We start from the raw sequence: 21786 nt of genomic DNA, 5'->3' as shown, positions 1-21786 counted from the left end.
GCAAAGGCATGATGGCCTCGCTCCCGCTAATCAGGGGCCCTGGCAAGGGCCTTCGAAGCGATGTTCGCACCTACCCCGCGAACCGTTTCGTGTCTGTACCGCCCACAAGGTGTGTTTGACGAGGTTGCCGACTGGAACGAAGTTGTCCCGAGGGACGGAAGCGTAATTAGGTAACCCGGCTCCACACTGAAGTCTGCACTAAGGCCCACGATGCCCGAATGCGTTCGCCAGTTCGCCCTTACCTGCTCACTTCCCCTCGAGCCTATCGTTCATCCCGTCGCCAACCCCGCCGAATTCGACTTGACCGCCTAAGCTTCTGGTCTGCGAGCGCATGAATTTTCCACCGCAGAACAACTTTCCGTAAAAGACGCGACGAGGTTTATCTCCATGGCACTGACACGCGAACAGCAAATTGCAGCCCTCGAAAAAGACTGGGCTGAAAACCCGCGCTGGAAAGGTGTGACACGCGCCTACTCCGCTGCTGACGTCGTCCGCCTGCGTGGCTCGGTTCAACCTGAGCACACCTTTGCAAAACTCGGCGCCGAGAAGCTGTGGAACCTGGTCACCCAGGGTGCCAAGCCGTCCTTCCGCCCAGAGAAAGATTTCGTCAACTGCATGGGCGCCCTGACCGGCGGCCAGGCTGTACAACAAGTCAAAGCCGGTATCCAGGCGATCTACCTGTCTGGCTGGCAGGTTGCTGCGGACAACAACTCCGCCGAATCGATGTACCCGGACCAGTCGCTGTACCCGGTGGACTCGGTTCCAACCGTGGTCAAGCGCATCAACAACTCGTTCCGTCGCGCTGACCAGATTCAGTGGAAAGCCGGCAAAGGCCCGGGCGACGAAGGCTACATCGACTACTTCGCGCCAATCGTGGCTGACGCCGAAGCCGGTTTCGGTGGCGTACTGAACGCCTACGAACTGATGAAGAGCATGATCGAAGCAGGCGCCGCCGGCGTTCACTTCGAAGACCAGTTGGCCTCCGTGAAAAAATGCGGCCACATGGGCGGCAAGGTACTGGTTCCTACCCAGGAAGCCGTACAGAAGCTGACCGCTGCTCGCCTGGCTGCTGACGTTGCTGGTACTCCGACCATCATCCTGGCCCGTACCGACGCCAACGCTGCTGACCTGCTGACTTCCGACTGCGACCCGTACGACCAGCCGTTCGTAACTGGCGAACGTACCCAGGAAGGCTTCTACAAAGTACGCGCCGGCCTCGACCAGGCTATCGCTCGCGGCCTGGCCTACGCGCCGTACGCCGACCTGATCTGGTGCGAAACCGCCAAGCCGGATCTGGACGAGGCTCGTCGCTTCGCTGAAGCGATCAAGAAGGAATACCCGGACCAACTGCTGTCGTACAACTGCTCGCCTTCCTTCAACTGGAAGAAAAACCTGGACGACGCGACCATCGCCAAGTTCCAGCGCGAACTGTCCGCCATGGGCTACAAGCACCAGTTCATCACCCTGGCCGGCATTCACAACATGTGGCACAGCATGTTCAACCTGGCGCACGACTACGCCCGCAACGACATGACCGCCTACGTGAAACTGCAAGAGCAAGAGTTCGCTGACGCCGCCAAGGGTTACACCTTCGTGGCTCACCAGCAGGAAGTGGGCACCGGCTACTTCGACGACATGACTACCGTGATCCAGGGTGGCTCGTCTTCGGTTACCGCGCTGACCGGTTCGACTGAAGAAGAACAGTTCCACTGATCTGATTCATCTGCACAAGCGGCCGTAGCGGACCGTCGACAAACCTAACCGCTACGCCTCACATCTGACGCCCCGACTGGTTCGGGGCGTTTTTTTGCCCGGGATTTACCTGACACCACAAAACCTCGCAGGAGCTGCCGAAGGCTGCGATCTTTTGATCTTGCCGCAAAAAAAGCCAAGAGATCGCAGCCTCGTTTCACTCGTCAGCTCCTACAGTTACGCGCATATAAGACAACTTCCCAAGCATAAACCCGATAAACAGTTTGAAAACCAGCGCAAACAATATTGATTATCATTTAGTGAATGCCTTTGTTCGTTACATTCATAACAAAACAATATTGATGAAAAGCCTGCTAATGCCCGCAATGCATGGCCTACGGCGCTTTTGGCATGCGCTATGTCCTTATTCTTATAAATAATTTCGCTATAGGAATTTTACTTGCGGGGTGTTGTGCCATAAAATCAGCGTGATTGATTGCTGCGACATATCGTCACTGCGTTGTTTCTTATTCAAGCTCAGAGACCTTTGCTCTCTGTTAAGGATTTCCAGCATGCCCGAAGCGACAGGACTCATGGCCCACAACTGGGGCTTTGCCATTTTCCTTCTGGGCGTCGTCGGCCTCTGCGCCTTCATGCTTGGCGTTTCCAGCCTCCTCGGGTCAAAAGCCTGGGGCCGCAGCAAAAACGAACCGTTCGAGTCCGGCATGCTACCTACAGGTGGCGCCCGCTTGCGGCTCTCAGCCAAATTCTATCTGGTCGCGATGCTCTTCGTGATCTTCGATATCGAAGCCCTCTTTCTCTTTGCCTGGTCTGTGTCCGTCCGCGAAAGCGGCTGGACCGGATTCGTCGAAGCTCTCGTTTTCATAGCAATTCTGTTGGCAGGTCTTGTCTACCTGTTCCGAGTGGGCGCCCTTGACTGGGCTCCAGAAGCGCGGCGCAAGCGGCAGGCGAAGCTGAAACAATGAGGCTTTGGCAATGCAATACAATCTCACCAGGATCGACCCCGATGCTCCTAACGAGCAGTATCCGATTGGCGAGCGGGAAACCGTTTCCGATCCGTTAGAAGATCAAGTCCACAAAAACATCTTCATGGGCAAGCTCGAAGACGTGCTTAACGGCACGATCAACTGGGGGCGCAAGAACTCCCTGTGGCCGTATAACTTCGGCCTTTCGTGCTGCTACGTGGAAATGACCACCGCCTTCACGGCGCCCCACGACATCGCGCGCTTTGGCGCCGAGGTTATCCGGGCATCGCCGCGTCAGGCGGATTTCATGGTTATCGCCGGCACCTGCTTCATCAAGATGGCGCCGATCATCCAGCGTCTCTACGAGCAAATGCTCGAACCTAAATGGGTTATCTCCATGGGTTCGTGCGCCAACTCCGGTGGCATGTACGACATCTACTCAGTCGTTCAAGGGGTGGACAAGTTCCTGCCCGTGGACGTCTACGTGCCTGGCTGCCCGCCCCGTCCTGAAGCTTTCCTGCAAGGCTTGATGCTGTTGCAGGAGTCGATTGGACAGGAGCGTCGTCCGCTTTCCTGGGTCGTTGGTGATCAAGGCGTCTATCGCGCCGAGATGCCTTCCGAGAAGGAAAAGCGCCGCGAACAGCGAATCGCAGTCACCAACCTGCGCAGCCCCGACGAAGTCTGATCCAGATCTGCTTCTTTTATAGAACGAGAAACTGGCTTCATTCTTTACGTTGACCGAAAGCGATAAATAACCATGACTACAGGCAGTGCTCTGTACATCCCGCCTTACAAGGCAGACGACCAGGATGTGGTCGTCGAACTGAACAACCGTTTTGGCCCCGAGGCGTTCACCGCCCAGCCGACCCGCACCGGCATGCCGGTGCTTTGGGTTGCCCGTGCCAAACTTTTTGAAGTCCTGAGCTTCCTGCGCAACCTGCCCAAGCCGTACGTCATGCTCTATGACCTGCACGGCGTGGACGAGCGCCTGCGCACCAAGCGTCAAGGGCTGCCAAGCGGCGCCGACTTCACCGTGTTCTATCACCTGATGTCGATCGAACGTAATAGTGACGTGATGATCAAGGTCGCCTTGTCCGAGAGCGACCTCAGCGTACCGACCGTCACCAGCATCTGGCCGAACGCCAACTGGTACGAGCGTGAAGTGTGGGACATGTACGGGATCGACTTCAAAGGTCACCCGCACCTGACCCGCATCATGATGCCGCCGACCTGGGAAGGTCACCCGCTGCGCAAGGACTTCCCGGCTCGTGCCACCGAGTTCGACCCGTTCAGCCTGACCCTCGCCAAGCAACAGCTTGAGGAAGAAGCCGCGCGCTTCAAGCCTGAAGACTGGGGCATGAAGCGTTCCGGGGCGAATGAGGACTACATGTTCCTCAACCTCGGCCCTAACCACCCTTCCGCGCACGGTGCGTTCCGCATCATCCTGCAGCTGGACGGTGAAGAGATCGTCGACTGCGTGCCGGACGTCGGTTACCACCACCGTGGTGCCGAGAAAATGGCCGAGCGTCAGTCCTGGCACAGTTTCATCCCGTACACCGACCGTATCGATTACCTCGGCGGCGTGATGAACAACCTGCCGTACGTGCTCTCGGTCGAGAAGCTGGCCGGCATCAAGGTGCCCGAGAAGGTCGACGTCATCCGCATCATGATGGCCGAGTTCTTCCGGATCACCAGCCACCTGCTGTTCCTGGGTACTTATATCCAGGACGTCGGCGCCATGACCCCGGTGTTCTTCACGTTCACCGACCGTCAGAAGGCGTACACGGTGATCGAATCCATTACCGGTTTCCGTCTGCACCCGGCCTGGTACCGCATCGGTGGCGTCGCCCACGACCTGCCGCGTGGCTGGGAAAAACTGGTCAAAGACTTCGTCGAGTGGATGCCAAAGCGTCTGGACGAATACCAGAAAGCCGCACTGGACAACAGCATCCTCAAAGGCCGGACCATCGGCGTTGCCGCCTACAACACCAAGGAAGCCTTGGAATGGGGCGTCACCGGTGCAGGCCTGCGTTCGACCGGTTGCGACTTCGATCTGCGTAAGGCCCGCCCGTACTCCGGCTACGAGAACTTCGAGTTCGAAGTGCCGCTGGCTGCCAATGGCGATGCCTACGATCGTTGCATCGTGCGTGTCGAAGAAATGCGCCAGAGCATCAAGATCATCGAGCAGTGCATGCGCAACATGCCGGAAGGCCCGTACAAGGCGGATCACCCGCTGACCACGCCGCCGCCGAAAGAACGCACGCTGCAGCACATCGAGACCCTGATCACGCACTTCCTGCAAGTTTCGTGGGGCCCGGTCATGCCGGCCAACGAATCCTTCCAGATGATCGAAGCGACCAAGGGCATCAACAGTTATTACCTGACGAGCGATGGCGGCACCATGAGCTACCGCACCCGGATTCGCACCCCAAGCTTCCCGCACCTGCAGCAGATCCCCTCGGTGATCAAAGGCAGCATGGTCGCGGACTTGATCGCGTACCTGGGTAGTATCGATTTCGTTATGGCCGACGTGGACCGCTAAGCATGAACAGCACGCTTATCCAGACAGACCGTTTCACCTTGAGTGAAACCGAGCGCTCGGCCATCGAGCACGAGCTGCATCACTACGAAGACCCGCGCGCGGCGTCGATCGAAGCCTTGAAGATCGTCCAGAAGGAACGTGGCTGGGTGCCGGATGGCGCCTTGTACGCCATTGGCGAAATCCTCGGCATCCCGGCCAGCGACGTTGAAGGCGTGGCGACGTTCTACAGCCAGATCTTCCGTCAGCCGGTTGGCCGCCACATCATTCGCGTCTGCGACAGCATGGTCTGCTACATCGGCGGCCATGAATCGGTGGTCAGCGAAATCCAGAGCAAGCTTGGCATCGGCCTGGGTCAAACCACCGCCGACGGTCGATTCACCCTGCTGCCGGTCTGCTGCCTCGGCAACTGTGACAAGGCACCGGCGTTGATGATCGACGACGACACTTTCGGTGATGTGCAGCCTGCCGGCGTTGCCAAATTGCTCGAGGGCTACGTATGACCCTGACTTCCTTCGGTCCTGCCAACCGCATCCAGCGGTCGGCCGAGACTCACCCGCTGACCTGGCGCCTGCGTGACGACGGCGAAGCCGTGTGGCTCGACGAGTACCAGGCCAAGAACGGTTATGCCGCTGCGCGCAAAGCCTTCGCCGACATGGCCCAGGACGACATCGTCCAGACCGTGAAAGACGCCGGCCTCAAAGGCCGCGGCGGTGCAGGCTTCCCCACGGGCGTGAAGTGGGGCCTGATGCCCAAGGACGAATCCATCAACATCCGCTACCTGCTGTGCAACGCGGACGAGATGGAACCGAACACCTGGAAAGACCGCATGCTGATGGAGCAACTGCCCCATCTGCTGATCGAAGGCATGCTGATCAGTGCTCGCGCGCTGAAAACCTACCGTGGCTACATCTTCCTGCGTGGCGAATACACCACCGCCGCCAAGCACCTCAACCGTGCCGTGGAAGAAGCCAAGGCCGCCGGCCTGCTGGGTAAAAACATCCTGGGCAGCGGCTTCGATTTCGAGCTGTTCGTCCACACCGGCGCCGGGCGTTACATCTGCGGTGAAGAAACCGCACTGATCAACTCCCTCGAAGGCCGCCGCGCCAACCCGCGCTCCAAGCCGCCCTTCCCTGCCGCCGTTGGCGTGTGGGGCAAGCCGACTTGCGTGAACAACGTTGAAACCCTGTGCAACGTGCCGGCGATCATTGCCGACGGCGTCGACTGGTACAAATCGTTGGCCCGTGAAGGCAGCGAAGACATGGGCACCAAGCTCATGGGCTTCTCCGGCAAGGTCAAGAACCCGGGCCTGTGGGAGCTGCCATTCGGCATCACCGGTCGCGAGTTGTTCGAAGACTACGCCGGCGGCATGCGCGACGGCTTCAAGCTCAAGGCCTGGCAGCCAGGCGGCGCCGGTACCGGTTTCCTGTTGCCGGAACACCTCGACGCTCAAATGTACGCCGGCGGCATCGCCAAGGTGGGCACCCGGATGGGTACCGGCCTGGCCATGGCGGTGGACGACAGCGTCAACATGGTGTCCTTGCTGCGCAACATGGAAGAGTTCTTCTCCCGTGAGTCTTGCGGTTTCTGCACCCCTTGCCGTGACGGTCTGCCGTGGAGCGTCAAGCTGCTGCGCGCGATCGAGAACGGTGAAGGGCAAGCCGGCGATATCGAGACCCTGCTGGGTCTGGTCGGTTTCCTCGGCCCAGGCAAGACTTTCTGTGCTCACGCACCGGGCGCCGTGGAGCCGTTGGGCAGCGCAATCAAATACTTCCGCCATGAGTTCGAAGCCGGCATCGCGCCTACCAGCGCCGTCGTCCCGCCTCTGGCAAGGCCGATCGTAGTCGGCGCGTAAACGCTTAAAAAGGCGAAGGGTCCGTGCCCTTCGTCTTCTCGTGTGATGACGCCTTGAACGGCTGTGTTGATTCACGCGAACAACAAGATTCCATTAGCCACGCCCGCTGACACCGGGCCAACGAAGAACTTTGAACCATGGCCACTATCCACGTAGACGGCAAAGAGCTCGAAGTCGATGGGGCAGACAACCTGTTACAGGCATGTCTGTCGCTAGGCCTCGATATTCCGTATTTCTGCTGGCACCCCGCCCTAGGCAGCGTTGGCGCTTGCCGCCAGTGCGCGGTCAAGCAGTACACCGACGAGAACGACAAGCGTGGTCGGATCGTCATGTCGTGCATGACGCCTGCCACCGACGGCAGCTGGATCTCCATCGACGACGAAGAAGCGAAAGTGTTTCGTGCCAGCGTCGTTGAATGGCTGATGACCAACCACCCTCACGACTGCCCAGTCTGTGAGGAAGGCGGTCACTGCCATCTGCAAGACATGACCGTGATGACCGGCCACAACGAGCGCCGTTATCGCTTCACCAAGCGCACCCACCAGAACCAGCAACTGGGCCCGTTCATCTCCCACGAGATGAACCGCTGCATCGCTTGCTACCGCTGCGTGCGCTTCTATAAAGACTACGCTGGCGGCACCGACCTCGGCGTATTCGGCGCCCACGACAACGTGTACTTCGGTCGCGTTGAAGACGGCACCCTGGAAAGCGAGTTCTCCGGCAACCTCACCGAGGTCTGCCCGACCGGTGTGTTCACCGACAAGACTCACTCCGAGCGCTACAACCGCAAGTGGGACATGCAGTTCTCGCCGAGCATCTGCCATGGCTGCTCCAGCGGTTGCAACATCTCCCCGGGCGAACGCTACGGTGAGCTGCGTCGGATCGAAAACCGTTTCAACGGTTCGGTAAACCAGTACTTCCTGTGCGACCGTGGCCGTTTCGGCTATGGCTACGTCAACCGCGAAGACCGCCCGCGTCAGCCTCTGCTGGCCAACGGCGCCAAGCTGAGCCTCGACGAAGCGCTGGACAAAGCCGCAGACCTGCTGCGCGGTCGCAACATCGTCGGCATCGGTTCGCCCCGTGCCAGCCTCGAAAGCAACTACGCGTTGCGCGAACTGGTTGGCGCCGAGCACTTCTACTCGGGTATCGAAGCTGCCGAGCTGGAACGCATTCGCCTGGTCATGCAGGTGTTGAAAGACAGCCCGCTGCCAATCCCGAACATGCGCGACATCGAAGACCACGACGCGATCTTCGTCCTCGGTGAAGACCTGACCCAGACCGCCGCCCGCATGGCGCTGTCGCTGCGTCAGTCGGTCAAGGGCAAGGCCGAAGACATGGCCGACGCCATGCGCGTTCAGCCTTGGCTCGACGCCGCCGTGAAGAACATCGGCCAGCACGCGCTCAATCCGCTGTTCATCGCCAGCCTGGCTGAAACCAAGCTCGACGACATCGCTGAAGAGTGCGTTCACGCGGCTCCAGATGACCTGGCGCGCATCGGTTTCGCCGTGGCTCACGCCCTCGACGCCAGCGCCCCTGCGGTTGAAGGCCTGGACACCGAAGCGCTCGAACTGGCCCAACGCATTGCCGACGCTCTGCTCGCCGCCAAGCGTCCATTGATCATCGCTGGTACCTCCCTGGGTTCCAAAGCGTTGATCGAAGCCGCTGCCAACATCGCCAAAGCGCTGAAGCTGCGCGAGAAGAACGGTTCCATCAGCCTGATCGTGCCAGAGGCCAACAGCCTCGGCCTGGCCATGCTCGGTGGCGACTCGGTCGACGAAGCGCTGCAGGCTGTGATCGATGGCAAGGCCGACGCTCTGGTCGTGCTGGAAAACGATCTGTACACCCGTACCGACAAGGCGCTGGTCGATGCAGCCCTGAACGCTGCGAAAGTACTGATCGTCGCCGATCACCAGAAGACCGCCACCAGCGATCGCGCGCACCTGGTCCTGCCAGCCGCCAGCTTCGCTGAAGGCGACGGTACGCTGGTCAGCCAGGAAGGCCGCGCCCAGCGTTTCTTCCAGGTCTTCGACCCGAAATACATGGACGCCAGCATCCTGGTTCACGAAGGCTGGCGCTGGCTGCATGCCCTGCGCGCCACCCTGCTGAACCAGCCGATCGACTGGACCCAGCTGGACCACGTGACCGCTGCCGTTGCTGCAAGCACGCCGCAACTGAACCGTATCGTCGATGCCGCACCGTCCGCCGCGTTCCGCATCAAGGGCATGAAACTGGCCCGCGAACCGCTGCGTTACTCCGGTCGTACCGCCATGCGCGCCGACATCAGCGTGCACGAACCGCGTACCCCGCAAGACAACGACACCGCGTTCAACTTCTCCATGGAAGGTTACTCGGGCTCGGTTGAACCGCGTCAGCAAGTACCATTCGCCTGGTCTCCGGGCTGGAACTCGCCGCAAGCCTGGAACAAATTCCAGGACGAAGTCGGTGGTCACATCCGCGCTGGCGACCCGGGCACCCGCCTGATCGAAAGCAGCGGTGATTCGCTGAACTGGTTCGCCGCTGTTCCACGTGCGTTCAACCCGGCTCCAGGCACCTGGCAGGTCGTGCCGTTCTTCCACCTGTTCGGCAGCGAAGAGAACTCTTCCAAAGCCGCGCCGGTTCAAGAGCGCATTCCGGCTGCCTATGTCGCTTTGGCCAAATCCGAAGCCGATCGCCTGGGTGTCAATGACGGCGCCCTGCTCAGCTTGAACGTGGCCGGCCAGACCCTGCGTCTGCCGCTGCGCATCAACGAAGAGCTGGGTGCCGGTCTGGTGGCCTTGCCAGCGGGTATCGCCGGTATTCCGCCAGCGATCTTTGGCAAATCCGTTGACGGTCTGCAGGAGGCAGCTCAATGACCTGGTTCACGCCTGAAGTGATTGACGTGATCATCGCGGTCCTCAAGGCCATCGTGATCCTGCTCGCCGTAGTGGTGTGCGGCGCGCTGCTGAGCTGGGTCGAGCGTCGTCTGCTCGCCCTCTGGCAGGACCGTTATGGTCCGAACCGCGTCGGCCCGTTCGGCGCGTTCCAGATCGCGGCCGACATGATCAAGATGTTCTTCAAGGAAGACTGGACTCCACCGTTCGCCGACAAGATGATCTTCACCCTGGCGCCGGTCGTGGCCATGAGCGCGCTGCTGATTGCCTTCGCGATCATCCCGATCACCCCGACCTGGGGCGTGGCGGACATCAACATCGGCATCCTGTTCTTCTTCGCCATGGCTGGCCTGTCGGTCTACGCGGTGCTGTTCGCCGGTTGGTCGAGTAACAACAAGTTCGCCCTGCTGGGCAGCTTGCGGGCCTCGGCGCAGACCGTGTCGTACGAAGTGTTCATGGGCCTGTCGCTGATGGGCATCGTGATCCAGGTCGGCTCGTTCAACATGCGCGACATCGTTGAATATCAAGCGCAGAACCTGTGGTTCATCATTCCGCAGATCTTCGGTTTCCTGACCTTCTTCATCGCCGGCGTCGCCGTGACTCACCGTCACCCGTTCGACCAACCGGAAGCGGAACAGGAACTGGCCGACGGTTACCACATTGAATACGCCGGCATGAAATGGGGCATGTTCTTCGTCGGTGAGTACATCGGCATCGTGCTGATTTCGGCGCTGCTGGTGACCCTGTTCTTCGGTGGCTGGCATGGCCCGTTCGGCATTCTGCCGCAGATCCCGTTCATCTGGTTCGCGCTGAAAACCGCGTTCTTCATCATGATCTTCATCCTGCTGCGCGCCTCGATTCCGCGCCCACGGTATGACCAAGTGATGGATTTCAGCTGGAAGTTCTGCCTGCCGCTGACCCTCGTCAACATGCTGGTGACCGCTGCGATCGTGTTGCTCAACACGCCCGCCGTCGCGGCTCAGTGAGGATAGAGAATCATGAAGTACATAATTGACATCGTGCATGGCTTCTTCACCCAGCTTCGCAGCCTGGTGATGATCTTCGGCCATGCCTTCCGCAAGCGCGACACGCTGCAGTATCCGGAAGAGCAGGTCTACCTGCCGCCGCGCTACCGTGGCCGTATCGTCCTGACCCGCGACCCGGATGGCGAAGAGCGTTGTGTAGCCTGCAACCTGTGCGCCGTGGCGTGCCCGGTGGGTTGCATCTCGCTGCAGAAAGCTGAAACCGAAGACGGTCGCTGGTACCCGGACTTCTTCCGCATCAACTTCTCGCGCTGCATTTTCTGCGGCCTCTGCGAGGAAGCCTGCCCGACCACCGCGATCCAGCTGACACCGGATTTCGAGATGGCCGAGTTCAAACGTCAGGACCTGGTTTACGAGAAAGAAGATCTGCTGATCTCCGGCCCCGGCAAAAACCCTGATTACAACTTCTATCGTGTTGCAGGTATGGCGATTGCCGGTAAGCCAAAAGGCGCCGCGCAGAATGAAGCCGAACCGATCAACGTGAAGAGCTTGCTGCCTTAAGGAAGAAAGATGGAATTCGCTTTCTATTTCGCATCGGGTATCGCTGTGGTGTCCACGCTTCGCGTGATCACCCACACCAACCCTGTGCACGCCCTGCTCTACCTGATCATTTCGCTGATCGCCGTGGCCATGACGTTCTTCGCCCTCGGCGCACCGTTTGCCGGTGTTCTGGAAGTGATCGCCTACGCTGGCGCCATCATGGTGCTGTTCGTGTTCGTGGTGATGATGCTCAACCTGGGCCCGGCCTCGGTTCAGCAGGAGCGCGTGTGGCTCAAGCCCGGCATCTGGCTCGGCCCGACCATCCTCGGCGTACTGCTGCTGGTTGAACTGCTGTATGTGCTGTTCGCTCACCAGAGCGGCGAGGCCATCGGCCACACCACCGTAGACGCCAAGGCCGTGGGCATCAGCCTGTTCGGTCCGTACCTGCTGGTGGTCGAACTTGCCTCGATGCTGCTGCTTGCCGCAGCCGTCACGGCGTTCCACTTGGGCCGTAACGAAGCCAAGGAGCAATGACGATGCCTGCTATCCCTTTGGAGCATGGTCTGGCGGTTGCCGGCATCCTGTTCTGCCTCGGTCTGGTCGGCCTGATGGTCCGCCGCAACATTCTCTTCGTGCTGATGAGCCTGGAGGTCATGATGAATGCCTCCGCGTTGGCGTTCATCGTCGCCGGTAGCCGCTGGGGTCAGCCGGATGGACAGATCATGTTCATCCTGGTGATCAGCCTGGCAGCCGCCGAGGCCAGTATTGGCCTGGCGATTCTGTTGCAGCTGTATCGCCGCTTCCACACTCTCGATATCGACGCTGCCAGCGAGATGCGCGGATGAATCTTCTCTATCTGACTTTCGTATTCCCTCTCATCGGTTTCCTGCTGCTGTCGTTCTCCCGGGGACGCTTTTCGGAAAACCTTTCGGCGCTGATTGGCGTCGGCTCCATCGGCCTGTCGGCGATCGTCACTGCCTATGTAATCTGGCAGTTCAACGTCGCACCTCCTGAAGGCGGTCACTACACCCAGGTGTTGTGGCAGTGGATGGCGGTTGACGGCTTCACGCCGAACTTCGCGCTGTACCTGGATGGCCTGTCCGTGACCATGCTCGGCGTGGTGGTTGGCGTTGGCTTCCTGATCCACCTGTTCGCGTCCTGGTACATGCGTGGTGAGGACGGTTACTCGCGCTTCTTCGCCTACACCAACCTGTTCATCGCCAGCATGCTGTTCCTGATCCTGGGCGATAACCTGTTGTTCCTGTACTTCGGCTGGGAAGGCGTGGGCCTGTGCTCGTACTTGTTGATCGGTTTCTACTACAGCAACCGCAACAACGGTAACGCGGCCCTCAAGGCCTTCATCGTGACCCGCATCGGCGACGTGTTCATGGCCATCGGCCTGTTCATCCTGTTCGTGCAACTGGGCACGCTGAATGTTCAGGAGCTGCTGGTGCTGGCACCGCAGAAGTTCCAGGTCGGTGATTTCTGGATCGTCCTGGCGACCCTGATGCTGCTGGGCGGCGCTGTCGGTAAATCCGCGCAACTGCCACTGCAAACCTGGCTGGCGGACGCGATGGCCGGCCCGACCCCGGTTTCGGCACTGATCCACGCCGCAACCATGGTCACCGCCGGTGTCTACCTGATTGCCCGTACCCATGGCCTGTTTGCACTAGCGCCGGACATCCTGCAGCTGGTCGGCATCGTCGGCGGCGTGACCCTGGTGCTGGCAGGTTTTGCCGCCCTGGTGCAAACCGATATCAAGCGTATCCTCGCCTACTCGACCATGAGCCAGATCGGCTACATGTTCCTGGCCCTGGGCGTTGGCGCATGGGATGGGGCGATTTTCCACCTGATGACCCACGCCTTCTTCAAGGCGCTGCTGTTCCTTGCATCCGGTGCGGTGATCGTTGCCTGCCACCACGAGCAGAACATCTTCAAGATGGGCGGCCTGTGGAAAAAACTGCCATTGGCCTACGCCAGCTTCATCGTCGGCGGCGCCGCACTGGCGGCCCTGCCACTGGTGACTGCGGGCTTCTACTCCAAGGACGAAATCCTCTGGGAAGCGTTTGCCAGCGGCAACCACGGTTTGCTGTATGCCGGCCTGGTCGGCGCGTTCATGACTTCGCTGTACACCTTCCGCCTGATCTTCATCGCGTTCCACGGTGAAGCGAAGACCGAAGCGCACGCGGGTCATGGCATCGCCCACTGGCTGCCCCTGTCGGTGCTGATCGTATTGTCCACCGCCATCGGCGCGATGATCGTTCCGCCACTGCACGGTGTCCTGCCGGAAAGCGTCGGGCATGCCGGCGGCGAAGCCAAGCACAGTCTGGAAATCGCCTCGGGCGCCATCGCCCTGGCCGGTATCCTGCTGGCCGCATTGCTGTTCCTCGGCAAGCGTCGCTTCGTGACTGCGATCGCCAACAGTGGCATCGGCCGCTTCCTTTCGGCCTGGTGGTTCGCTGCCTGGGGCTTCGACTGGATCTACGACAAACTGTTCGTCAAGCCATACCTGGCGATCAGCCACGTACTGCGCAAAGACCCGCTGGACCAGACCATTGGCCTGATCCCGCGTATGGCCAAAGGCGGTCATACCGCCCTCAGCCGTACCGAAACCGGTCAACTGCGTTGGTACGCGGCATCGATGGCAGCCGGCTCCGTGCTGGTCATCGGCGCCATCGTGCTGGTAGCGGTCTGAATATGAACCTTGCGAACTTGCGAAAGGAATTGAGCCCGTCATGATTCTGCCTTGGCTAATCCTGATCCCCTTCATCGGCGGCTTGCTGTGCTGGATGGGTGAGCGCTTCGGCGCTACCCTCCCGCGCTGGATTGCGCTGATCACCATGTCCCTGCTGCTCGCTCTCGGCCTCTGGCTGTGGGCAACCGGCAACTATTCATTTGCCCCGGCGCCTGGCGCCGATCCGACCTGGGCGCTTGAGTTCAAGCACACCTGGATCCAGCGCTTCGGCATCAGCGTGCACCTGGCTCTCGACGGTCTGTCGCTGTTGATGATCCTGCTGACCGGTCTGCTGGGTATCCTCTCGGTACTGTGCTCGTGGAAAGAGATTCAACGTCACGTTGGCTTCTTCCACTTGAACCTGATGTGGATCCTGGGCGGTGTCGTTGGCGTGTTCCTCGCCCTCGACCTGTTCATGTTCTTCTTCTTCTGGGAAATGATGCTGGTGCCGATGTACTTCCTCATCGCGCTCTGGGGTCACAGTTCTTCGGATGGCAAGAAAACCCGGATCTACGCGGCGACCAAGTTCTTCATCTTCACCCAGGCTTCCGGCCTGATCATGTTGGTGGCGATCCTGGGCCTGGTGCTGGTCAACTTCAACAGCACCGGCGTGATCACGTTCAACTACGCCGACCTGCTGAAAACCAAGATGTCGCTCACTACCGAGTACATCCTGATGCTCGGTTTCTTCATTGCCTTCGCGGTGAAGCTGCCGGTCGTGCCGTTCCACTCCTGGTTGCCTGATGCTCACGCCCAGGCGCCAACGGCGGGTTCGGTTGACCTGGCCGGTATCCTGTTGAAGACCGCTGCCTACGGCCTGCTGCGTTTCGCCCTGCCGCTGTTCCCGAATGCCTCGGCCGAGTTCGCGCCGATCGCCATGACCCTGGGTCTGATCGGGATTTTCTACGGCGCATTCCTGGCGTTCGCACAAACCGACATCAAGCGTCTGATTGCCTTCTCGTCCGTTTCCCACATGGGCTTCGTCCTGATCGGCATCTACTCCGGCAGCCAACTCGCGCTGCAGGGCGCAGTCATGCAGATGCTGGCGCACGGTGTTTCGGCAGCTGCGCTCTTTATCCTCAGTGGCCAGTTGTACGAGCGTACTCACACCCGCGACATGCGGCAGATGGGTGGCCTGTGGTCGAAGATCGCCTACCTGCCCGCCATCAGCCTGTTCTTCGCAGCAGCGTCCCTGGGCTTGCCGGGTACCGGTAACTTCGTCGGTGAGTTCCTGATCCTGATCGGCACCTTCGCCAGCGCTCCATGGATCACCGCGATTGCTACCACCGGCCTGGTGTTCGGTTCGGTCTACTCGCTGATCATGATTCACCGTGCCTACTTCGGCCCGTCCAAGTCGGACGCGGTGCTGCATGGCATGGATGCTCGCGAACTGATCATGGTGCTGGGACTTGCGGTACTGCTGATTTACCTTGGCGTGTACCCGCAACCGTTCCTCGACACCTCTGCCGCCACGATGCATGGCGTGCAGCAATGGCTCAGTACCGCCTTCACTCAACTCGCTTCGGCCCGGTAAGAGCGCTATGGAATTCACGACTCAACACTTTATCGCGCTGGCGCCGCTGTTGATCACCACCGTCACGATCATCGTGGTGATGCTGGCAATTGCCTGGCGCCGCAACCACTCGCAGACCTTCCTGATTTCCGTGGCAGGTCTGAACCTGGCGCTGCTGTCGATCCTCCCTGCCCTGAAAGTCGCGCCCCTGGCCGTGACTCCATTGCTGCAGATCGATAGCTTCGCCTGCCTGTACATGGCGCTGATCCTGGTAGCCACCCTCGCCTGTGTGACCCTCGCCCACGCCTACCTGGGCGATGGCGGCTCGGGTTACCCGGGCAACCGTGAAGAACTTTACCTGCTGATCCTGATGTCCGCCCTGGGCGGACTGGTCTTGGTCAGCGCGCAGCACCTGGCCGGGTTGTTCATCGGTCTGGAACTGCTCTCGGTACCGGTCTACGGCCTGGTGGCCTATGCCTTCTTCAACAAGCGTTCGCTGGAAGCCGGCATCAAGTACATGGTGCTGTCGGCTGCCGGTTCCGCGTTCCTGTTGTTCGGTATGGCCCTGCTCTACGCCGACTCCGGCAGCCTGAGCTTTGTCGGTATCGGCCAGGCCATCGCGGCTACCGGCCTGCCAAGCTCGCTGGCGCAACTGGGCCTGGGCATGATGCTGGTCGGCCTGGCGTTCAAGCTGTCGCTGGTACCGTTCCACCTCTGGACTCCGGACGTCTACGAAGGTGCTCCAGCACCGGTGGCAGCCTTCCTGGCCACCGCTTCGAAAGTCGCTGTATTCGCCGTGATGGTGCGGTTGTTCCAGATCTCGCCTGCCGCAAGCAGCGGTGTCCTGAGCGACGTGCTGACCATCATCGCCATTGCGTCGATCCTGTTCGGTAACCTGCTGGCCCTGACCCAGAGCAACCTCAAGCGTCTGCTGGGTTACTCGTCCATCGCCCACTTCGGCTACCTGCTGATCGCCCTGGTGGCGAGCAAAGGCCTGGCCGTGGAAGCCATCGGCGTGTACCTGGTCACCTACGTGATCACCAGCCTCGGCGCCTTCGGCGTGATCACGCTGATGTCCTCGCCGTACAACGGCCGTGACGCTGATGCCCTGTACGAATACCGCGGCCTGTTCTGGCGCCGTCCGTACCTGACTGCCGTATTGACCGTGATGATGCTGTCCCTGGCCGGCATCCCGCTGACCGCGGGCTTCATCGGCAAGTTCTACATCATTGCCACCGGTGTCGAGTCGCATCAATGGTGGCTGGTCGGCTCCCTGGTACTGGGCAGCGCCATCGGCGTCTTCTACTACCTGCGTGTCATGGTTACTCTGTACCTGATCGAACCCAACCTGCGTCGCCACGATGCGCAACTGCACTGGGAACAACGTGCAGGCGGCGTGATGCTGCTGGCTATCGCTTTGGTCGCGTTCTTCCTCGGCGTTTACCCGCAGCCATTGCTGACGCTGGTTCAGCAGGCGGTATTGGCGGGCTGATCACCTGTTGGTAATCGGTAAAAACAGAAACGGCACCTTCGGGTGCCGTTTTTGCGTTTGAGAGATCTGTAGGATTTTTTACCGCTGCCTTCCCTCCTCCCAAATCTTCCGAAATCTCTCGCTGATCTCGCCGTCTCGTCATACATTCGGCGCGGGGGTGTCTGGCTCTATCCTGTGTGTCTTCCTTAGTGAGCGGCCAACCAGAGGGCGACCGATGAACCGTGAGATTTTTACCGAACTGGTAGAGGGGTTTGACTCCTTGTCAGTCAATCGCCGGGGCACTGTCGCGCCACGAGCCTACCCAATGAAACCTTGTTCTTGGTCCCCTGCTATCTGCGAAGAGTCATACACCTTTGCTGCTCGACCGAATTCTATATTTGTCCAGAATATGGGGGAAAGGCCATTCTGGCCTGAGCTTCATGCAGAAATAATGTCGACCGACCTGACGCTATCGCGAGCAAGCCCGGCTCCCACAATGGCCGAACTGGCGCCGAACCCTGTAGGAGTGAGCCTGCTCGCGAGGGCGGTGGCTCAGCCAGCAATGGTGTTGACTGACCTGACGCCATCGCGAGCAGGCTCACTCCTACAAGAACCAGCGGTGATCGCTGGATTTCTCAGCGACACATAATCCGTGGGAGCAAGGCTGCCCGCGAAGGCCGTGTTGGCGCTCAAGTTCTGTGACCGGCGAAAACCCTGTAGGAGTGAGCCTGCTCGCGAGGGCGGTGGCTCAGCCAGCAATGATGTTGACTGACCTGACGCCATCGCGAGCAGGCTCACTCCTACAGGACCAGCGGTGATCGCTGGATTTGTCAGCGACACATAATCCGTGGGAGCAAGGCTTGCCCGCGACGGCCGTGTTGGTGCTCAAGTTCTGTGACCGGCGAAAACCCTGTAGGAGTGAGCCTGCTCGCGAGGGCGGTGGCTCAGCCAGCAATGATGTTGACTGACCTGACGCCATCGCGAGCAGGCTCACTCCTACAAGAACCAGCGGTGATCGCTGGATTTCTCAGCGACACATAATCCGTGGGAGCAAGGCTTGCCCGCGATGGCCGTGTTGGTGCTCAAGTTCTGTGACCGGCGAAAACCCTGTAGGAGTGAGCCTGCTCGCGATTGCGGTGGCTCAGCCAGCAATGATGTTGACTGACCTGACGCCATCGCGAGCAGGCTCGCTCCTACAGGACCAGCGGTGATCGCTGGATTTCTCAGCGACACATAATCCGTGGGAGCAAGGCTTGCCCGCGATGGCCGTGTTGGTGCTCAAGTTCTGTGACCGGCGATAAACCTGTAGGAGTGAGCCTGCTCGCGATGGCGGTGGTTCAGCCAGCAATGATGTTGACTGACCTGACGCCATCGCGAGCAGGCTGACTCCTACAGGACCAGCGGTGATCGCTGGATTTGTCAGCGACACATAATCCGTGGGAGCAAGGCTTGCCCGCGATGGCCGTGTTGGTGCTCAAGTTCTGTGACCGGCGATAACCCTGTAGGAGTGAGCCTGCTCGCGATGGCGGTGGTTCAGCCAGCAATGGTGGTGACTGACCTGACGCCATCGCGAGCAGGCTCACTCCTACAAGGACCAGCGGTGATCGCTGGATCTGTCAGCGACACATAATGCTGTGGGAGCAAGGCTTGCCCGCGATGGCGGCTTTTCAAGCACAACGAAAAAACGGCACCTTCCGGTGCCGTTCGCATTTCACATCCTCAGGTTTTACTTACGCGCCGCCTCCCACGATTTGAGCAATTCGGCATAACTTACGGTTTCACCCTGCGGCTTCTCGTTCGCCAGTTTCGGTTTCGGCGCACCCGGCTGATCGAACCAGTACTGCGCATCGCGTTCCGGGTTCATTTTAGGGGCGCAAGTAGCTTGGGCCTTCGAGCGTTCCAGTCGGGTCATGATCGCGTCCTGGTCCTTGGCCAGGCCATCGAGTGCCTGTTGCGGGGTTTTCTCACCGCTGGCGGCTTCGGCGATATGGCTCCACCACAACTGCGCCAAACGCGGATAATCCGGCACGTTGGTGCCGGTCGGGGTCCATTGCACGCGGGCCGGGCTGCGGTAAAACTCAACCAGACCGCCAAGTTTCGGCGCGAGGTCGGTCATGGCTTGCGAGTTGATGTCCGACTCGCGGATCGGGGTCAGGCCGACGATGGTTTTCTTCAGCGAGACAGTTTTCGAAGTCACGAACTGTGCGTACAGCCAGGCCGCGAGTTTTTGCTTCTCGGGCGTGGACTTCATGAACGTCCAGGAGCCCACGTCCTGATAACCCAGCTTCATGCCCTCCTCCCAATACGGCCCGCGCGGCGACGGCGCCATGCGCCATTTCGGCGTGCCATCGGCGTTCATCACCGCCAGGCCCGGCTTGGTCATGTCGGCGGTAAACGCGGTGTACCAGAAGATCTGTTGGGCGATGTTGCCTTGGGACGGCACCGGCCCGGATTCGGAGAAGGTCATGCCCGCCGCTTCCGGTGGTGCATATTTTTTCATCCAGTCCACGTACTTGGTGGTGGCGAACACCGCCGCCGGCCCGTTGGTATCGCCGCCACGGGTCACACTGGAGCCGACCGGATGGCAGTCCTCGACGCGGATCCCCCACTCGTCCACCGGCAAGCCATTGGGGATACCCTTGTCGCCGCCACCGGCCATGGAGAACCAGGCATCGGTGAAGCGCCAGCCGAGGGACGGGTCTTTTTTGCCGTAGTCCATGTGCCCGTAGATCCGCTTGCCGTCGATTTCCTTGACGTCTTCACTGAAGAACTTGGCGATGTCTTCATACGCCGACCAGTTCACCGGAACGCCGAGTTCATAGCCGTATTTCTCCTTGAACTTGGCTTTGAGGTCCGCGCGTTCGAACCAGTCGGCCCGGAACCAGTAAAGGTTGGCGAACTGCTGGTCGGGCAGTTGGTAGATCTTGCCGTCCGGCGCAGTGGTAAAGGAGATGCCGATGAAGTCCTTGATATCCAGGGTCGGCGAGGTGAAGTCCTTGCCTTCGTTGGCCATCAGGTCGGTGATCGATTCAGTCTTGCCGTAGCGAAAGTGTGTACCAATCAGATCGGAGTCGTTGACCCAACCGTCATAGATGCTCTTGTCCGACTGCATCACGGTTTGCAGCTTCTCCACCACATCGCCTTCCTGCAGCAAGTCATGGGTCAGCTTGATCCCGGTAATTTCGGTGAAGGCCTTGGCCAGCACCTTGGACTCGTATTCGTGGGTGGCGATGGTTTCCGAGACCACTTTGATGTTCATCCCGCGAAAGGGCTCGGCAGCCTTGATAAACCATTTCAGCTCTTCAAGCTGCTGCTCTGGCGTCAGGGTAGACGGCTTGAATTCGCTGCCAATCCACTTCTTCGCGGCATCTTCATAGGCATCGGCCCAGGCCGCAGCGCTCAACCCGCTGAGTGCCAGCATGGCTGCCAATGAAACGCTATGTCGCAGCTTATTGTTTTTGTTGAACATAGAGACCTCCTGTTTGAGTTTTGGAGCAACCATGCCGAGCGATGTCGACTAGCCCCAGCGCATCACAGCCAACAGCCACACCAGGGACAACGCGGACGCTACCCAGATGCTCCAGTCGGTGGCGCCAATCACCAGCAAATGCAGGTAGGCGCTGCCGAGAAGACCGATAAACAGCCGATCGCCACGGGTGGTGGCAATCGGTAAAAAACCCCTTCGGAGGACACTCGGCGAACGCAATTCCCAAGTCGTCATGCCCACCAGGATCAGACCAATGACGATGAAAAACGCCGCAGTGGGGACAGTCCAGCTCATCCATTCCATCATCAGCTCCTTATACCCGACCCAGGGCAAAGCCCTTGGCCACGTGGTTGCGCACGAACCAGATCACCAGCATGCCAGGCAGGATAGTCAACACCCCCGCCGCCGCCAGCACTCCCCAGTCGATGCCGGACGCCGAGACGGTGCGGGTCATCACCGCCGCGATCGGCTTGGCGTTCACCGAAGTCAGGGTGCGCGCCAGCAACAGCTCGACCCAGGAGAACATAAAGCAGAAAAACGCCGTGACACCGATGCCGGAGCCAATCAGCGGGATGAAGATCTTCACGAAGAACTTGGGAAAACTGTAGCCGTCGATGTAGGCCGTTTCGTCGATTTCCTTGGGCACCCCGGACATGAAACCTTCGAGAATCCACACCGCCAACGGCACGTTGAACAGGCAGTGCGCCAGGGCCACGGCAATGTGGGTATCGAACAAGCCGATCGAGGAATACAGCTGGAAGAACGGCAGCAGGAACACCGCAGGGGGTGCCATGCGGTTGGTCAGCAGCCAGAAAAACAGGTGTTTGTCGCCGAGGAAGCGATACCGCGAGAACGCATAGGCCGCGGGCAAGGCCACGCTCAGGGAAATCACCGTGTTCAGGCTGACGTAATAGAGCGAGTTGAGGTAACCGGTGTACCAGGCCGGGTCCGTGAAGATGACCTTATAGTTGGCGAACGTGAAGTCCTGCGGAAACAGGGTCAGCCCGCTGAGGATTTCGGTGTTGCTCTTGAAGGACATGTTCAGCAGCCAGTAGATCGGCACCAGCAGGAACAGGATGTAGATCAACAGAGGTATCAGCTTTCTTTTGCTCATGG

At 59.9% G+C, this 21786-nt stretch carries 17 protein-coding genes; 14 read left to right on the top strand and 3 right to left on the bottom strand.

Translation table 11 applies throughout. From position 1 onward, the window contains the following. The first annotated feature begins 387 nt into the window (after positions 1 to 387). The 14 genes from aceA to nuoN all read left to right on the top strand — a co-directional run bounded on the left by aceA (position 388) and on the right by nuoN (position 17204). On the top strand, positions 388 to 1713 hold the full coding sequence (aceA, locus tag ORL50_RS18615; protein ID WP_008032724.1) for an isocitrate lyase: 1326 nt from the start codon (positions 388 to 390) through the stop codon (positions 1711 to 1713). Between the two features lie 551 nt (positions 1714 to 2264). After that, a complete protein-coding gene (locus ORL50_RS18610; protein ID WP_003223812.1) occupies positions 2265 to 2678 on the top strand; it encodes an NADH-quinone oxidoreductase subunit A in 414 nt (137 codons plus the stop codon). Between the two features lie 10 nt (positions 2679 to 2688). Then, the gene (locus tag ORL50_RS18605) at positions 2689 to 3363 is read left to right on the top strand and encodes a NuoB/complex I 20 kDa subunit family protein (protein ID WP_007946424.1); all 675 of its coding nucleotides are present in this window, start codon (positions 2689 to 2691) and stop codon (positions 3361 to 3363) included. A gap of 72 nt (positions 3364 to 3435) precedes the next feature. Next, positions 3436 to 5220, top strand: coding sequence for an NADH-quinone oxidoreductase subunit C/D (gene nuoC, locus ORL50_RS18600; RefSeq protein WP_266017117.1), 1785 nt, complete (start codon positions 3436 to 3438; stop codon positions 5218 to 5220). 2 nt (positions 5221 to 5222) lie between these two features. Further along, positions 5223 to 5720, top strand: a complete 498-nt coding sequence (gene nuoE / locus ORL50_RS18595) for an NADH-quinone oxidoreductase subunit NuoE (RefSeq protein WP_008020715.1) — start codon at positions 5223 to 5225, stop codon at positions 5718 to 5720. Beyond that, positions 5717 to 7072 (top strand): NADH-quinone oxidoreductase subunit NuoF, encoded by a 1356-nt coding sequence (gene nuoF, locus ORL50_RS18590; RefSeq protein ID WP_266017113.1) that lies wholly within the window; start codon positions 5717 to 5719, stop codon positions 7070 to 7072. The genes nuoE and nuoF overlap by 4 nt, the downstream gene beginning before the upstream one ends. 137 nt (positions 7073 to 7209) lie before the next feature. After that, positions 7210 to 9924, top strand: a complete 2715-nt coding sequence (nuoG, locus tag ORL50_RS18585) for an NADH-quinone oxidoreductase subunit NuoG (RefSeq protein ID WP_266017111.1) — start codon at positions 7210 to 7212, stop codon at positions 9922 to 9924. Beyond that, positions 9921 to 10928, top strand: coding sequence for an NADH-quinone oxidoreductase subunit NuoH (nuoH, locus tag ORL50_RS18580; protein ID WP_028623953.1), 1008 nt, complete (start codon positions 9921 to 9923; stop codon positions 10926 to 10928). Before nuoG ends, nuoH begins: the two co-directional genes overlap by 4 nt. Positions 10929 to 10937: 9 nt before the next feature. Continuing rightward, positions 10938 to 11486: an NADH-quinone oxidoreductase subunit NuoI gene (gene nuoI, locus ORL50_RS18575; protein ID WP_028623952.1), complete on the top strand. Its 549-nt coding sequence runs from the start codon at positions 10938 to 10940 to the stop codon at positions 11484 to 11486. A 9-nt stretch (positions 11487 to 11495) separates the two neighbouring features. Beyond that, positions 11496 to 11999: an NADH-quinone oxidoreductase subunit J gene (gene nuoJ / locus ORL50_RS18570; RefSeq protein ID WP_266017107.1), complete on the top strand. Its 504-nt coding sequence runs from the start codon at positions 11496 to 11498 to the stop codon at positions 11997 to 11999. 2 nt (positions 12000 to 12001) lie between these two features. Continuing rightward, entirely contained in the window at positions 12002 to 12310 is a 309-nt protein-coding gene (nuoK, locus tag ORL50_RS18565; protein ID WP_007905077.1) for an NADH-quinone oxidoreductase subunit NuoK, read from the top strand. Further along, a complete protein-coding gene (gene nuoL / locus ORL50_RS18560; RefSeq protein WP_266017102.1) occupies positions 12307 to 14160 on the top strand; it encodes an NADH-quinone oxidoreductase subunit L in 1854 nt (617 codons plus the stop codon). The genes nuoK and nuoL overlap by 4 nt, the downstream gene beginning before the upstream one ends. 40 nt (positions 14161 to 14200) lie before the next feature. Continuing rightward, the gene (gene nuoM, locus ORL50_RS18555; protein ID WP_266017101.1) at positions 14201 to 15733 is read left to right on the top strand and encodes an NADH-quinone oxidoreductase subunit M; all 1533 of its coding nucleotides are present in this window, start codon (positions 14201 to 14203) and stop codon (positions 15731 to 15733) included. 7 nt (positions 15734 to 15740) lie between these two features. Continuing rightward, on the top strand, positions 15741 to 17204 hold the full coding sequence (gene nuoN / locus ORL50_RS18550; protein ID WP_266017100.1) for an NADH-quinone oxidoreductase subunit NuoN: 1464 nt from the start codon (positions 15741 to 15743) through the stop codon (positions 17202 to 17204). A gap of 1705 nt (positions 17205 to 18909) precedes the next feature. On the opposite strand, the gene ORL50_RS18545 is transcribed toward nuoN, so the two are convergent. Genes ORL50_RS18545 through ORL50_RS18535 form a run of 3 tightly spaced genes read right to left on the bottom strand, consistent with a single transcriptional unit; the run spans position 18910 to position 21784 of the window. Beyond that, positions 18910 to 20652, bottom strand: a complete 1743-nt coding sequence (locus ORL50_RS18545; RefSeq protein WP_266017099.1) for an ABC transporter substrate-binding protein — start codon at positions 20650 to 20652, stop codon at positions 18910 to 18912. A gap of 48 nt (positions 20653 to 20700) precedes the next feature. Then, positions 20701 to 20973: a DUF2160 domain-containing protein gene (locus tag ORL50_RS18540; RefSeq protein ID WP_247291608.1), complete on the bottom strand. Its 273-nt coding sequence runs from the start codon at positions 20971 to 20973 to the stop codon at positions 20701 to 20703. A 10-nt stretch (positions 20974 to 20983) separates the two neighbouring features. Then, a complete protein-coding gene (locus tag ORL50_RS18535; RefSeq protein ID WP_266017097.1) occupies positions 20984 to 21784 on the bottom strand; it encodes a carbohydrate ABC transporter permease in 801 nt (266 codons plus the stop codon). Positions 21785 to 21786: the final 2 nt, after the last annotated feature.

Source organism: Pseudomonas sp. RIT-562 (genome assembly GCF_026241895.1).
GTDB classification, from domain to species: domain Bacteria; phylum Pseudomonadota; class Gammaproteobacteria; order Pseudomonadales; family Pseudomonadaceae; genus Aquipseudomonas; species Aquipseudomonas mandelii_F.
This window is presented reverse-complemented; position numbering and strand designations above follow the sequence as displayed.

What these genes read in the sequence shown, in the direction of transcription:
- nuoL (WP_266017102.1), top strand. Translation starts at nt 12,307, where the DNA reads ATGAATCTTCTCTATCTGACTTTCGTATTCCCTCTCATCGGTTTCCTG.
- ORL50_RS18540 (WP_247291608.1), bottom strand. Translation starts at nt 20,973, where the DNA reads ATGGAATGGATGAGCTGGACTGTCCCCACTGCGGCGTTTTTCATCGTC.
- ORL50_RS18535 (WP_266017097.1), bottom strand. Translation starts at nt 21,784, where the DNA reads ATGAGCAAAAGAAAGCTGATACCTCTGTTGATCTACATCCTGTTCCTG.
- nuoK (WP_007905077.1), top strand. Translation starts at nt 12,002, where the DNA reads ATGCCTGCTATCCCTTTGGAGCATGGTCTGGCGGTTGCCGGCATCCTG.
- nuoJ (WP_266017107.1), top strand. Translation starts at nt 11,496, where the DNA reads ATGGAATTCGCTTTCTATTTCGCATCGGGTATCGCTGTGGTGTCCACG.
- nuoE (WP_008020715.1), top strand. Translation starts at nt 5,223, where the DNA reads ATGAACAGCACGCTTATCCAGACAGACCGTTTCACCTTGAGTGAAACC.
- ORL50_RS18545 (WP_266017099.1), bottom strand. Translation starts at nt 20,652, where the DNA reads ATGTTCAACAAAAACAATAAGCTGCGACATAGCGTTTCATTGGCAGCC.
- nuoM (WP_266017101.1), top strand. Translation starts at nt 14,201, where the DNA reads ATGATTCTGCCTTGGCTAATCCTGATCCCCTTCATCGGCGGCTTGCTG.
- nuoF (WP_266017113.1), top strand. Translation starts at nt 5,717, where the DNA reads ATGACCCTGACTTCCTTCGGTCCTGCCAACCGCATCCAGCGGTCGGCC.
- nuoC (WP_266017117.1), top strand. Translation starts at nt 3,436, where the DNA reads ATGACTACAGGCAGTGCTCTGTACATCCCGCCTTACAAGGCAGACGAC.
- nuoH (WP_028623953.1), top strand. Translation starts at nt 9,921, where the DNA reads ATGACCTGGTTCACGCCTGAAGTGATTGACGTGATCATCGCGGTCCTC.
- ORL50_RS18605 (WP_007946424.1), top strand. Translation starts at nt 2,689, where the DNA reads ATGCAATACAATCTCACCAGGATCGACCCCGATGCTCCTAACGAGCAG.
- aceA (WP_008032724.1), top strand. Translation starts at nt 388, where the DNA reads ATGGCACTGACACGCGAACAGCAAATTGCAGCCCTCGAAAAAGACTGG.
- nuoN (WP_266017100.1), top strand. Translation starts at nt 15,741, where the DNA reads ATGGAATTCACGACTCAACACTTTATCGCGCTGGCGCCGCTGTTGATC.
- nuoG (WP_266017111.1), top strand. Translation starts at nt 7,210, where the DNA reads ATGGCCACTATCCACGTAGACGGCAAAGAGCTCGAAGTCGATGGGGCA.
- ORL50_RS18610 (WP_003223812.1), top strand. Translation starts at nt 2,265, where the DNA reads ATGCCCGAAGCGACAGGACTCATGGCCCACAACTGGGGCTTTGCCATT.